We start from the raw sequence: 14,247 nt of genomic DNA on the forward strand, positions 1-14,247 counted from the left end.
GAAAGATCAAAAACAACTTTCTTGTCGGGATTTATTTCAGTTGCTAATTCAATTTTAGGCATGATGGTAAATATTTGATTTCTAAGGCACTGTCACTTTAAGACTTTTGTTTTGGTCGATGCGAGTGATTATTACAGCAAAATGAGATCTAGTAAAAGTATGATATCTTGTTGTTAAGTTCTATAACCTACTCATTTTATACGGTATTGTAAGAGGTGTTTATTAGATTCCGTAAGGTTTTGATGGTAATTCGTCCAGCCAATCTCTTCCATATTTTTTATTTAAATATTCTGAAATCATCTGATTGTTTTTAGTCGCTCTTTTAAAGGAAAATGGGTCGATTGCACAATTCTCGATAATCAGACCAATTCCATATTTCTCTTTGAAATTTAAATATTCTAGCGGTATTTTATTATCTATTCCGTGAATAATAAAATTTAAATTTCTATCAATATCGTATAATCTAGCTGTTTCATTTACATTTTTAAAAGGGTCGATATCCATTTTGTTACCTTCTTCATCGTAATAAGAAATAATTCTAGTTAAATTACCATTATGCCATTCCTGTTCGGAATAAATAGAACCGTTAGTATGATACGATTTCCATATTCCAGCCTTCTTACCCTCTATAAAAGTCCCAATTTGTTCTCGATTACCATTCTCATAGAAAAGTTTCCATTTCCCATGTTTTATATTATTAGTAATTTTCCCTTTCGCTTTTAGGTTTCCATTTTGATAAAAGTCCTTTTGTACAGTGCAAGAAATCAATGTCAAAATTGTTATAATTACAAGGAACAGTTTTTTCATAATTTTTTATTTTATGTTAATCTTGAATGTGTACCAAGCGGTGTATTTGCATGTGAAATGTTATAGACTATTAGAATAGCTAAAGTATAAATAAAATTGTACCAACACTATCTAATTGATTTTTTATTTACTTCGTTTTTTCTCGCGTATAGAAGTCTGTTTTTCAATGGTTTTGGTACTTTAAATCCCGATAAATCATTGTTCTAATCTTAAAATATTCGCACTTTCTATTAAGAGAGTTACAGGTCATAGCCTGCGTATGTGGGTTAGTTTAGTAATCATATTTACCAAGGTATAAGATATTGTATTGAATCGAGTCGAATTCCTTTTTACAAGTTGCTTTATATTAATTTACGTCGATGCAAACGCTTTGTTCTTTGATATCTGTTGATACTTGAAGGAAGAGAACCATCACAAATATTTATAAAGACATGCCGTTAGGATAATTCTCATCTATAAAATCGTACTATACTTCTATAGATTCTAGGCAAACTTCTATTTTGATTTATAAACGATGAGATTAATTTAATCTTTGTTTTTTTAAAATTAAACATTTATAAAATGAAAGTATATATTTTAGTGATTAGCCTCTTATTTTTAGAAATTAGTTTTGCTCAAGAAAAACCAAACGAGAAAGTATGGTCATTGCAAGATTGTATAACATATGCAATAGAAAATAATATAACTGTGAAAGAGGCATCTTTAAACACCGATATCGCAGAAGTTGACTACAGCAAAACACAGTCATCGCGATTACCAAATTTATTTGGGAGTGCGGCGCAGAATTTTGCAAATGGTAACAGTATTGATCCCATCACAAGTAATTTTGTAACAGATCAAATTTACAGTACTAATGTTGGAATCAACAGTTCAATGATGTTGTTTCAAGGGAATCAGATAAACAATCGCATTAAGCAAAGCAAATTGTTATTCGAGCAAAATGTCTTTTTAGAAGAGCAAGCAAAAAATGATATTGTGATAAGTTTACTTCAAACCTATTTACAAACTCTTTATAGTAAAGAAGGAATTGCTATTGCAGAAAGTAACTTGGCATCATCTGAAAATGAAGTTATACGAGCAAAGTCACGTCTAGATGCAGGGTCAATTGCCTTGAACGATTATACTGAAGCACAAAGTCAAGCGGCAACAAACAAATACAATCTTATTACGGCCAAAAATACTTACCAACAGTATATCATTACATTAAAACAATTACTAGAGTTGCCACCTACAGAAAATTTAGAAATTTCAGATGAGAGTAATACGCTTATGCAATTTGAATTTGATAAAACGACCATCTACAATAAAGCTTTAAGCTTTTTACCAGAGATTAGCGCTAGTAATACAAATATAGCGGTGAATCAAAAGGAATTGGATATTGCAAAAGGAGGTTATTTACCGACAATAGCCCTTGCGGGAAGCATTGGTTCTGGATACACGAGTATTACTGATAGCAATTTTACAGATCAATTGAACTTAAATTTTAATCAAAAAATAGGTTTGTCTTTAACTGTTCCCATTTTTAATAGAAACCAAACAAAAGCGGCTGTACAAACTGCATCAATTAATATCGAAAAAGCAGAAATTCAAAAACAGACGGTTGTCAAAGAGGTGTATAAAAAAGTTGAAACAGCCTATCAAAATGCTATTTCTGCGCAAGAACAGGTTGTTGCCGCAACGGCTTCAAAAGAAGCTGCTACTCAATCGTATAAGCTCGCGCAAAAAAAATACGAATTAGGAGCGCTAAGTACTACAGATTTAGTAATTAGTCAAAATACATTTACTAATGCAGAACAAAACTTTCTACAAGCAAAATATTTAAAAATATTATACTACCAATTATTACAATTTTATCAAGGAAACGACATCAAACTTTAATACAAAAAAAATGAATAAAAAGAAAATAATCATAGCAAGTATCGTACTAATTGTCTTAGTTGTAATTGGGTACTTATTTTTGAAAGGTAATGATACTGTTGTCATCGAAGCCAAAACGGTTTTAGCAAAAAGCGAAAATGTGACTACCATGGTCACTGCTACAGGAACGATTGAACCCATTACACAGGTAGAAGTAGGAACGCAAGTTTCTGGAGTAGTAGAGAAAATCTACGTAGACTATAATAGTGTTGTAAAAGAAGGTCAGTTGATTGCTGAGTTAGATAAAACCAATTTAAATGCAGCTAAAACACAAGCACAAGCCGTTTATGACAATGCAGTGAGTCAACGAAATTACACAAAAACAATTTATGACAGACAAAAAACATTATATGATAACCAAGTAATAAGTAAATCTGATTTTGATGATGCTGCAATCAATTATCAAACAGCAAAAGGGACGGTTACGCAACGTTATTCAGATTTGCAACAGGCTAAAACGAATTTAGAGTATGCTAATATTTATTCACCTATAGACGGTGTGGTATTATCTAGAGCTATCGACGAAGGACAAACCGTTGCAGCAAGTTTAAGTACACCAACGTTATTTACAATTGCTCAAGATTTAAAAGAAATGCAAGTAGAGGCCGATGTAGATGAAGCTGATATAGGTCAAGTAAAAGAAGGTCAACGTGTAGAGTTTACCGTAGATGCTTATGTAGGTGAAACCTTTCAGGGAAAAGTAACGCAAGTACGTTTAGACCCAACAGTGACCTCCAATGTGGTAACATATACAGTGGTAATTAAAGCCGATAATCCAGATTTAAAATTAAAACCAGGATTAACAGCAACGATTTCAATTTTTACTTTAGAGTTAAATGATGTGTTAACAGTAGAAGCGAAAGCCATCAACTTTAAACCTGAAAGAGAAATCCTAAGCGCGTATAACCAACAACACCAGTTAGCGGAGAATACGAGTGAGCGCTCTAGAGAAGCAACCGCCCTATGGGTATTGGGATCTGATGGATCAATAACTCCAAAAATCGTGACACTAGGAGCTAGTGATGGTGTTAATGTAGAAATATTGAGTGGTATTTCGGCAGGCGATCAAATAGTATATAGCTTAAAAGGTGTTTCTAAAACAGAAGTAGCTACAGGTGAACAAAGTAAAAGTCCATTTATGCCACAACGAGGTGGTGGCGGTAAAAGATAATACGATGAAAAAAGAAATAATAAAAATACAAGACTTAAAACGTGAGTTTACCATGGGAACCGAAACGGTGCATGCACTAAGAGGTATTTCATTCTCCATAAAAGAAGGTGAATTTGTAACCATAATGGGATCTAGTGGTTCTGGTAAAAGTACGATGTTAAATATTTTAGGGTGTTTAGACCAACCTACTTCAGGAACTTATGAGATTGATGGTGTAAAAATGAAGGACTTAAGTAGAAATCAATTGGCAACGATAAGAAATGAAAAAATAGGATTTATTTTCCAATCTTATAATTTATTGGCAAGAACTTCAGCCCTAGAAAACGTAGAATTACCATTGTTATACAATAGTAAAGTTTCTACCGAAGAACGTAAAGAAAGAGCCATTAAAGCCTTAGAAATGGTTGGTTTGGCTGATAGAATGTATCATACGCCTTCTGAACTTTCTGGAGGACAACAACAACGAGTTGCAATTGCTAGGTCGCTAGTAAATAATCCTGTAATGATTTTAGCAGATGAAGCTACAGGGAATTTAGATACTAGAACCTCTTATGAAATTATGTCCTTGTTTCAAGATTTAAACAAAAAGGGCATTACGATCACTTTTGTAACGCATGAGCCAGACATTGCTACTTTTAGTAATCGAACCATCGTATTAAAAGATGGGAATATTATTAAGGACTACATTAATGAGAATATCCAGTCTGCAGCAAATGAATTAGCTAAATTACCTAAACAAGACGATTAATTATGAGACTATTAAATTTATTTAAAATCGCCACAAAAGCAATCATTCTTAATAAAACAAGAACCTTGTTAACGATGCTTGGAATTATTATTGGGGTAGCATCTGTTATCGCCATGTTGGCTATTGGAGAAGGCTCAAAAGAGAGTATTCGTACTTCAATTTCTGCAATGGGTTCTAATATGATTACCATTAAACCAGGAGCAGATGATAAAGGTGCTGTAAGAGGAAGTGGAGGCGATGTACAAACCTTAACGCTTCAAAACTACGAGGTGATTAAAGAGAAAGCAGATTTATTAAGCTATATAACACCTGTTGTAAATGGAAGTGGCCAAATTATTAACGGCTCTAACAACTGGCCAAGTAGTATTTATGGCGTAAATCCTGAGTATCTAGATATTAAGGTTGTTGGATTACAGAGTGGTAGTATGTTTACAGATGCCGAAGTTAAATCGGCTTCTAAAGTTGTTGTAATAGGGCAAACTGTGGTAGATAACATCTTTCCAAACGGTGAAGATCCTATCGGAAAAATGATTCGTTTTAATAATATTCCGTTTAAAGTAATTGGAGTTTTAGAGGAAAAAGGAGAAAATACATTTGGTCAAGATCAAGATGATGTGGTTATTGCACCATATACAACAGTACAAAAACGTATTTTGGCAATCGATCATTTAAATCAAATTATCGCATCATCAATTAGTGAAGATGAAGCGCCTGAAGCGGTTACGCAAGTGATAGAGATTTTAAGAACCGAACATAAGTTATTAGCTAATCAAGCAGATGACTTTACAGTAAAATCTATGGAAGAATTAATTTCAACGTTTAGTTCTACTTCAGAAATGCTAACTATATTATTGGTTGCAGTAGCAAGTATTTCTTTATTAATTGGTGGTATTGGCATCATGAATATTATGTATGTTTCTGTAAAAGAGAGAACTAAAGAAATTGGTTTACGTATGGCTGTAGGCGCTAAAGGAGCAGATATTTTAATGCAATTTTTAATCGAAGCCATTTTAATAAGCATTACAGGTGGTGTTTTAGGGGTATTATTAGGACTAGGATCCACGGTGTTTATCGAAAAATTCTTAAATTGGCCCACAAGTGTTGCTTTATATTCAATAATAATATCCTTTGCTGTGTGTGCTGTAACCGGAATATTCTTCGGATGGTATCCTGCAAAAAAAGCAGCAGCTTTAGATCCAATCACTGCCCTACGTTACGAATAAAAAATTATGTATAACAACAAAAAAATAACAATCTTATCGCATCTACTAGTATGGCTTGTGCTTTTTAGTATGCCTTACATTTTGTCTTCAGGACAAGAACAGAATATCAATAGGGTAATAGCCCATTTTTGGATTCCATTTTTATTTTATGCTATTATTTTTTATCTCAATTATTTCTACATTATTGATCGGTTCTTATTTACAAAAAAAAATCTCGCTTTTATCGCTATAAATGCTGTAATGATTGCCCTTTTCTTATTAGTAAAAGAGCAGAGTGTTAGTACTTTTTTCTCAGAACTACAAAGAACACCGCCTAATACTGGTGAGGGCGAAAAGGGACCGCCTTTTAAATTATTTATATACATGCAAATGTTACCTTACATCGCTTCTTTATTATTTGCTATAGCAGCAAAAACTACAAAAAGATTAACAAAAACAGAAGCTGAAAGTAAGGAAGCAACCAATTATAAATTAAAATCGGAGTTGCAGCATTTGCATTATCAATTGCAACCCCATTTCTTTTTTAATTCATTAAACAATATTTATTCGCTAGTAGATATTTCGCCAGAACAAGCCAAAAAAACGATTCATAGCCTAAGTAAATTAATGCGTTACATGCTCTATGAAACGAATTTAGAGTTGGTTTCTCTGTCTAAAGAAGTCGATTTTATGAAAAAATATATCGAATTAATGCAACTTCGAGTGTCCGATAAAATTGTTATCAATGCAAATTTTCCCACATCTGAAACAGGTGTTCAAATTGCTCCTTTATTGTTTATTTCTTTAATAGAAAATGCCTTCAAACACGGAGTTTCGGCCACCAAAGAGAGTCAGATTTCTATTACTATGACTGTAGAAAATAAGAAGGTATTGTTTCTAATCGAAAATAATAATTTCCCTAAAAAAACCGATGATAAAAGTGGTTCGGGTATTGGCTTGCAAAACTTAAAAAAACGACTTGAATTGCTGTATCCTAACAAACATTTTTTCGAAACTACGGTAAAGAATAATTACTTTTTAGTAACTTTAGAAATAGAAACAGCCTAATTATGAGTGCTACAAAAATAAGTTGCGTAATTGTTGATGATGAACCAATGGCTTTAAATTTGGTCGAAAGTTATGTCGAAAAAACACCTTTTTTGGAGTTGAAAAATAAATGCAGCAGTGCCATTGAAGCGATGGAATTTTTAAGATCGAATCCTGTCGATTTACTTTTTTTAGATATTCAAATGCCTGATTTAACCGGTATTGAATTTTCGAAAATGCTACCCAAAGAAACAAGAGTTGTTTTTACCACAGCCTTCGATCAATATGCTTTAGAAGGTTTTAAAGTTGAAGCCTTAGATTACTTATTAAAACCATTTGATTATGCTGAGTTTTTGGCTGCAGCCAATAAAGCACACACTTGGTTTGAACTCGTAAAAGGAAAACCCCAACCTCAAGTTCAAGTTGCATCAGTTGTAGCTCCTGCTGAGGAAAAAGAATTCTTATTTGTAAAATCCGAATACAAACAACTGCGTATTAAATTGGATGAGGTTTTGTATTTTGAAGGTCTTAAAGATTATATCAAAATATGGCTAAAAGAGAATCCAAAACCTATACTGACGCTTATGAGTTTAAAGTCATTAGAAGAAGAATTACCAGAAACAAAATTTATGCGGGTGCACCGTTCTTTTATCGTGGCTTTGAAAAATATAGAAGTTGTTGAGCGCAGTCAAATCATAATCAATAACCAACGCATTACGGTTTCAGAACAGTATAAAAGCAGGTTTTTAGGCTATATAAACTCTAATTCTCTCAATATATAACGCTATACGTTTTAGTTTACTTTAATCCTGCAAAGCTATTTGCAGTAGTTTACTATAGTATTGATTTAACTATGGTCTAACCTCTTTTAATAATCTCACACATGAAATTATTCCGTAAATTAAGAAGAAATTTAATCGCCTTAGGTAAGTTCAAGTCATATCTGGTTTATGCATTAGGCGAAATAGTACTTATTGTAATAGGTATATCAATTGCATGGAAAATAAATGAGTTAAATGATACTCGAAAATATAATATCGTAGAAAAAAAAATCTATACTAATTTGAACGAAGAGTTGCATACTAACTTACGTTTGTTAGATGGTTTAATTGATGAGTACCCACAAAAAATAATTTATTTAGAAAACACTTTAAATTATGTTGGTAGAGATCCAAGTGAAATTACAGAAGGAGCAAAAGACACTATTGTCAATTTATTTGATAAAGACGTGAATCTACTTGATAATTCAATAAATTCGATTGTCAGTACTACGAAATTCGAATTTATTGAAAGTAACGCTTTAAAAGATTTGATTATTTTGTATCCAATTAAAATTTTACGGTTTAGAGAACAAAATGAAAAAATAAAAGACATAGTGGCTAATAGGATAAAACCTGTTTTAGAAAACTATATCTCATTAGCAGATAAGCTCCCTGATGGAAATTTAAAGTATGAACAAATAAAAAAGTGCGGAAATAAATCGGACTATATTGCTTTACTTGCTAATAAAGACTACCAAAACGGCATCGTGGATCGCATATTACAAACTCAAATCCAGTTAAATAATATCAAAACCTTACGTGGTAAAACTAGCACATTAATTACTAAATTAAAAAAGGAATTGGATTAGTGTATTTTAAGCCTCAAAACTAAAAAGGGAACTTGAAACTAAAACGGCTGCTGACGGTTTCGTTGTTTTATAATTAATAAGATATCTGAAATTGAATAAGCCAAAGCTACAATTATTCCAAATTTACCTTTTGTAATTGCTCCTGTTGGACTAAGTATTGGTTACATAGCTGTTAAAAAAGTGGCTGATCTCCAAAGTAAGATTTCATTGTGTCTAATTTTGGCACTATATTTTGTACTATTATAAAACTGTGCATCTTTCCAATGCGTCTTAAAATGATTCTTTTTATTTTGAACGACTAATTTCTCAATGTCTTTTTTAACTACCATTTTTTAAAATCACAATCGTCCCACGCTTTCTCGTATTTGGGATTATGAAAATGATTATTTTTGCATTAACGTGATCATCGTTGCCAAACCATAACTCCACTAATGTCTTGTCTATGGCTTAGCTGTAGTTGTGAGTTCGGCTTTTTTTATCAGCAATTTCTCCTGGTTAACTAAAACCTGATGTGAAACGATAATTCCACTAAATTTCAGCTAGCTCAAAATGGCTCATGGCAGTAGTTTTTGTCTATGTAATTAGGTATTGTATTTTCAGTAAAACAGTTTATTACTACAATTAGTTATTTGGTAAAAATGTGACTTATTAACCGTAGAGGAATGTTCTTATTATTAGTACCTTCAAAAATAATTTCATTTGTTCTATCATCACATTCAATAGAGACTCTTGTTTGAGCGCTTTGTTAATTTTAACTTAAGTATTAATTACAATTCATTGTCTTTATTTAGATAATTTTATACATTCGTTTTTAAGTAAAGATTTTTTGTTTTAAGTGATGTATGATTAATTTATGAAGTATTTATTTGGCGTTACTATTATCTGGGCTTTTTCGTTTAGCTTAATTGGTGTATATCTTTCTGGGTCTGTTGATCCATGGTTTTCAGTATTGATGCGTATCGGTATCGCTACAATGATATTTTTGCCTTTTTTAAGGCTGAAGGACATTAAAGCAGAAATAATTTTCAGTCTTATCGCAGTTGGTGCGGTACAATTAGGTTTGATGTATTGTTTTTACTTTCAGTCGTTTAGATTTCTTACTGTGCCTGAAGTGTTACTTTTTAGTGTATTGACACCAATTTACATTACTTTGTTAAATGATATTTTAAGTAAGCGATTTCATAAAGGACACCTACTTACTGCTTTAATAGCTGTTTTAGGAGCTGCTTATATTCAATACTCAAGTATTAGTGAAAATGTGTTTTTAGGTTTTTTGATCACGCAAGGTGCCAATCTTTGCTTTGCTGTTGGTCAAGTTGCTTACAAGTATTTATTAAAATCTACACCTGAATTAGAAAGTACACCTAAGCATACTATTTTTGGATTGTTCTTTATTGGTGCGTTTTTAGTAGCACTAATTGCTTTTTCCATTCTTGGTTCAACAGAAAAGATGCCAACTACATCAGTTCAGTGGGGAATATTAATATACCTGGGTGCTGTGGCTTCAGGTGCAGGTTATTTTTTTTGGAACAAAGGTGTTGCTAAGGTAAATACAGGCTCATTAGCGATTATGAATAATGCGTTAGTTCCAGTAGGATTAATTGTCAACCTTGTTATATGGAATAAAGAGGCAGATATTAAGAAGATTATAATTGGTGGAAGCCTTATTTTCGCTTCCCTTGTACTTAATGAATATATAATAAAAGAAATCAAAGAATAGCTAAGTTCTTGATAAATAACTTCATAAAGGCTTATTTAGTTTGAAAATTTCATTCTTGACTAAGTTCTAGTCCGCTAGCTAAATATTAGTTGTTACTTTTTTTATACTTATGTAGTAAGTCTAAAGGAATGTGGCAATAAGAGTAGTCATTTGGGTGCAAGGTTAATCTATCTTGATGTTCTGCATCACTTGGGATAAAATTTGTTAAAGGAAGCACTTCAATAGCTATTTTTTTTGTTGTTTTATTTTTATGGTTTAGTGTCTGTTCTATTTCCTTAATACAAGTTTTTGCCTTTAACAGGTAATTTTGATTATCGCTGTAGATACCGGTGCGATATTTTTCTCCTATATCGTTTCCTTGTTGGTTGATACTATAAGGGTCAATGATTTCTTTAAAGTAATGTATTAAATCTTCAATTGACACAACCTTAGAGTCAAAGGTTGTTTTGACACATTCTGCATAACCATCATAGGCTGTTTTAGTGGATTTCGTAAAGCCATTAGCTCTGCCGGCTTGGGTCTCAAGTACGCCAGGTAGGTGTTTTAAGAACTCTTGTACGCCCCAAAGGCAGCCTCCTGCAAAATATATCGTTTCCATTGATACTATTTGTTCAATTAATTGTTCTTTTTTTGTCATTTTTAATTGGGAGTAACGTTTTTTATGTTTTTGTTTAGTGGGTTTTAAACTATTCAATTTTTTCCTTAAAACGTCACCTTAAAGTAATTATTTTTTTGGAGAAGAGAGGGATTCCTGCTAACGTTATGCCACTTTGAGATGGCTGGAAATTCGTAACCACTCAATTTTCGGCTTAACGAAACCTTGATGCGAAACGGTAATTCCACTAAACTCCCGCTAGCTGAAAATGGCTGTTAGCTATAGTTCTTTCTACCATTTTGTCCAGTCAGAGTTTGGTCTCTTAAATGGTTTTGATAAAAATCTATTGACGATTTCATTAAATAATTCTGGGTTTGAGGCAGGCGCGAAATGTGTTTCACCAGGCATTATGCATAATTGAGCTTGAGGGATGTTTTCGTATATTTCTAAACTATGTTTATTTCTAATTACATCTTCATCGCCAGCGATTATTAATACTTTTGCCTTTATTTTTGATAAATCTTCAATTGGAATATTTGGCTGGTCTCCCAAAAGTCCGAGAAGTTGCTTTTGTAAATTCCAATTTGTAGTAGTGTCTTTCTCTTGAATTTTTGAGTTAATCATTTTTTTAGTTTGCAAAACGAATTTAACAGCCCAAGGGTTGACAGCAGTTGAATCAGGTCTTAAATTTGCACCCATTGTTACAAGTTTCTTTATTTTTGATTTGCCTGAAATAGCCATTTTCAACCCAACAATGCCACCATCACTCCATCCAACAATAGTAATGGAATCTAATTTTAAGTGATTAACTAACCCTTCCCAATCTTTTGTTATTTGAGTATAGGTCAAAGAATCTGTTTTTAACTCAGATTTACCTTGTCCTCTATTATCAGCAATTATTACTCTGTATTTATTTTTGAAATAATCAATCTGATTTCCCATTGCTTTAATATCACCTCCATTTCCGTGAATTAGCAATAAAGGCTCCCCTTTTCCATATTGCTCGTAGTAGATTTTGGCACCATTTATTTCAACATATTTCCCTACAGATTCATTGCTTCCATAAGGGGTTTCAAATTCAAAGTTCATTTGAACTTGAGCATTTGTACTACTCCAAATCAAAGAGAAAAGAAGTATGACTAGTAGTTTCATTGTGTTTTTCATTGTGGTTAGTTTTAATGGTAGCTAAAGTCAGTCTGTGAAAAAACTGATGTTATGTTCTTTCAAATATAATACATATTCCTTATACAAAAGCAAGAAAAGTTGTATGCTTAAAGATGTAGAGTCGAACTCGAAAAGGTGGTTGGGCGATTGCTCAGAGTCCAATCTTGTGGACTACCATCACTTTGAAACGCTTAAAACAAAAAGGGTATCAATCATTGACAGATTTTTATCGGGATGACCCGTACGCTCGGTGGTGTGAGAGGCGCAGTCTGTTCCATTAGGGGTGGAGCCGTCTACTCGATTAACTGTAGTTTTATTGTTGAATTCGATTTTTCAAGTCCATTCTTGAGTGCAAAATTCTAGTGATTTCAACTTTAGTCTCGTTTAATTTTCTATAAAATATTATATGTTGGCCACATTTGTAACCAAAAATTTCTGAACTAATTTCATTATAATTCTTTCCATAGTTTAGGTTTTCAGCTATGTCTTGACAATTTTCAAGAATTCCTTTATAATATTTATCCGCTTGACTTTCCGACCAGACTTCATAAGTATAATCCCAAATCTTCGTTAAGTCTTCTACAGCCTTATTTGTAAAAATATATTTAGCCATTTCTTTTTTTCGCTTTTAAAGATTCAAGATGATTTTTTGGATCAAAATCTTTAGCTATTTCACTTTCAATTCCTTCACTAATAGCTTTTTTTAAAGCAATAATTTTACTTTCCTCTTCTTCCAGCAATCTTAATCCCGCACGAATGACTTCACTTGCATTTTTAAATCTACCTTCTGAAATTCTGTTATCAACAAAACTTTCAAAATAATTACCTAAAGAAACCGATGTATTTCGTCCCATAATTTTAATATTTATGTAAAGTTACCAAAATTTGGTAATATTAAAAAATTATGTTCTATTTTTTTCCGTTTTTCAATAATTACAGCTAACGTCAGTCTGTGAAAAAACTGATGTTATGTTCTTTTAAAGATAATACATATTCCTTATACAAAAGCAAGAAAAGTTGTATGCTTAAAGATGCAGAGTCGAACTCGAAAAGGTGGTTGGGCGATTGCTCAGAGTCCAATCTTGGGGACTACCATCACTTTGAAACGCTTAAAACAAAAAGGGTATCAATCATTGACAGATTTTTATCGGGATGACCCGTACGCTCGGTGGTGTGAGAGGCGCAGTCTGTTCCATTAGGGGTGGAGCCGTCTACTCGATTAGCACAAGTACATTTATTCGGCAAGTAATTCTTCTACTTCTTTTTGCAAAAGAGGTAAATTTCTAATTACAATTCCCCAAATTATATCATCAGAAACTGAGTCATATCCGTGAATAATTCTATTTCTAACATCTACAATTTTTCTTGAGTTCGAAATTACAATTTCGCTATTAAGTTTCAGAATTCGGTTCATAGCTTCTCCGATTATTTCGATATTTCTTTCAACAGCTCTTTTTGTTCTTAGATCATTTTGGTAGACCTCAAATAATTTGGGAGTATCAATATAATAGCTTTCAATTTCATTGATAGAACTTAAAATATCATAAAGCCAAGTTTTAATATTATTGTACATAAATCAACTGTTTTTTTTGATTTATAGTTTTTCTAAAAAAAGGATTTTTTATTGCTTTTTCTTCAAGTAAATCGACACTTCGTTTGAAAATATTTTCTAAAGAAAATTTTAAATCATAATAATTATCTCCGTAATCTAGAACATCTAATTGTTGGAAATCAACAATCAGATCAATATCACTTTCGGCATTAAATTTATCATTTAAAACTGAACCAAAAGCATATAGTGATTTAACTTTATGTGATTTACATAAGTTTAAAATATCTTTTATATGACTTTCAATTAAATTCATTTTTATCTGTTTTTTTATAAAAGTAATCAAAAGAAATCTAGTTGTATAATTTATTGTGAATTTCAGCAATTTTGGGCGTATTTCTGCCAACGTCAGTCTGCGAAAAAAACTGATGTTATGTTCTTTCAAATATAATACATATTCCTTATGCAAAAGCAAGAAAAGTTGTATGCTTAAAGATGCAGAGTCGAACTCGGAAAGGCGGTTGGGCGATTGCTCAGAGTCCAATCTTAGGGACTACCATAACTTTGAAACGCTTAAAACAAAAAGGGTATCAATCATTGACAGATGTTTACATCTCACTTAACCCATCTCTTTGCGAACCGCCGAGTACAGCCTGTCCCGATTTTTATCGGGATGACCCGTACGCTCGGTGGTGTG

At 32.4% G+C, this 14,247-nt stretch carries 15 protein-coding genes; 8 read left to right on the top strand and 7 right to left on the bottom strand.

Annotated elements, in window-relative coordinates; genetic code table 11:
• Positions 1-222 precede the first annotated feature (222 nt).
• The gene (locus BLV35_RS10795) at positions 223-807 is read right to left on the bottom strand and encodes a toxin-antitoxin system YwqK family antitoxin (protein WP_091089500.1); all 585 of its coding nucleotides are present in this window, start codon (positions 805-807) and stop codon (positions 223-225) included.
• A gap of 561 nt (positions 808-1,368) precedes the next feature.
• Here BLV35_RS10795 and BLV35_RS10800 point away from each other — a divergent pair.
• The 8 genes from BLV35_RS10800 to BLV35_RS10835 all read left to right on the top strand — a co-directional run bounded on the left by BLV35_RS10800 (position 1,369) and on the right by BLV35_RS10835 (position 10,242).
• Positions 1,369-2,685 (top strand): TolC family protein, encoded by a 1,317-nt coding sequence (locus tag BLV35_RS10800; protein ID WP_091089503.1) that lies wholly within the window; start codon positions 1,369-1,371, stop codon positions 2,683-2,685.
• A gap of 10 nt (positions 2,686-2,695) precedes the next feature.
• Positions 2,696-3,895, top strand: a complete 1,200-nt coding sequence (locus BLV35_RS10805) for an efflux RND transporter periplasmic adaptor subunit (RefSeq protein WP_091089507.1) — start codon at positions 2,696-2,698, stop codon at positions 3,893-3,895.
• A gap of 4 nt (positions 3,896-3,899) precedes the next feature.
• Entirely contained in the window at positions 3,900-4,643 is a 744-nt protein-coding gene (locus tag BLV35_RS10810; RefSeq protein WP_091089511.1) for an ABC transporter ATP-binding protein, read from the top strand.
• Between the two features lie 2 nt (positions 4,644-4,645).
• Positions 4,646-5,866 (top strand): ABC transporter permease, encoded by a 1,221-nt coding sequence (locus tag BLV35_RS10815; protein WP_091089513.1) that lies wholly within the window; start codon positions 4,646-4,648, stop codon positions 5,864-5,866.
• 6 nt (positions 5,867-5,872) lie between these two features.
• Positions 5,873-6,913 carry a sensor histidine kinase gene (locus tag BLV35_RS10820; protein WP_091089516.1) on the top strand — a complete coding sequence of 347 codons (1,041 nt, stop codon included), beginning with the start codon at positions 5,873-5,875 and terminating at the stop codon, positions 6,911-6,913.
• A gap of 2 nt (positions 6,914-6,915) precedes the next feature.
• Entirely contained in the window at positions 6,916-7,674 is a 759-nt protein-coding gene (locus tag BLV35_RS10825) for a LytR/AlgR family response regulator transcription factor (protein WP_091089519.1), read from the top strand.
• A 101-nt stretch (positions 7,675-7,775) separates the two neighbouring features.
• Entirely contained in the window at positions 7,776-8,522 is a 747-nt protein-coding gene (locus BLV35_RS10830) for a hypothetical protein (RefSeq protein WP_091089522.1), read from the top strand.
• An 853-nt stretch (positions 8,523-9,375) separates the two neighbouring features.
• On the top strand, positions 9,376-10,242 hold the full coding sequence (locus BLV35_RS10835; RefSeq protein ID WP_091089528.1) for an EamA family transporter: 867 nt from the start codon (positions 9,376-9,378) through the stop codon (positions 10,240-10,242).
• Between the two features lie 85 nt (positions 10,243-10,327).
• On the opposite strand, the gene BLV35_RS10840 is transcribed toward BLV35_RS10835, so the two are convergent.
• The 6 genes from BLV35_RS10840 to BLV35_RS10865 form a co-directional block, all read right to left on the bottom strand.
• On the bottom strand, positions 10,328-10,879 hold the full coding sequence (locus BLV35_RS10840; RefSeq protein ID WP_091090061.1) for a peptide-methionine (S)-S-oxide reductase: 552 nt from the start codon (positions 10,877-10,879) through the stop codon (positions 10,328-10,330).
• A 249-nt stretch (positions 10,880-11,128) separates the two neighbouring features.
• Positions 11,129-12,001, bottom strand: coding sequence for an alpha/beta fold hydrolase (locus BLV35_RS10845; protein WP_091089531.1), 873 nt, complete (start codon positions 11,999-12,001; stop codon positions 11,129-11,131).
• 313 nt (positions 12,002-12,314) lie between these two features.
• Positions 12,315-12,614 carry a type II toxin-antitoxin system RelE/ParE family toxin gene (locus BLV35_RS10850; RefSeq protein WP_091089535.1) on the bottom strand — a complete coding sequence of 100 codons (300 nt, stop codon included), beginning with the start codon at positions 12,612-12,614 and terminating at the stop codon, positions 12,315-12,317.
• Positions 12,607-12,855, bottom strand: coding sequence for a type II toxin-antitoxin system ParD family antitoxin (locus BLV35_RS10855; RefSeq protein WP_091089538.1), 249 nt, complete (start codon positions 12,853-12,855; stop codon positions 12,607-12,609). Before BLV35_RS10855 ends, BLV35_RS10850 begins: the two co-directional genes overlap by 8 nt.
• 380 nt (positions 12,856-13,235) lie before the next feature.
• Positions 13,236-13,574, bottom strand: a complete 339-nt coding sequence (locus BLV35_RS10860; RefSeq protein ID WP_091089542.1) for a HepT-like ribonuclease domain-containing protein — start codon at positions 13,572-13,574, stop codon at positions 13,236-13,238.
• The gene (locus BLV35_RS10865; protein ID WP_091090065.1) at positions 13,564-13,866 is read right to left on the bottom strand and encodes a nucleotidyltransferase family protein; all 303 of its coding nucleotides are present in this window, start codon (positions 13,864-13,866) and stop codon (positions 13,564-13,566) included. The genes BLV35_RS10860 and BLV35_RS10865 overlap by 11 nt, the downstream gene beginning before the upstream one ends.
• Positions 13,867-14,247 lie beyond the last annotated feature (381 nt).

This window comes from Flavobacterium gillisiae (genome assembly GCF_900107635.1).
In the GTDB taxonomy this organism is placed as follows: Bacteria; Bacteroidota; Bacteroidia; order Flavobacteriales; family Flavobacteriaceae; genus Flavobacterium; species Flavobacterium gillisiae.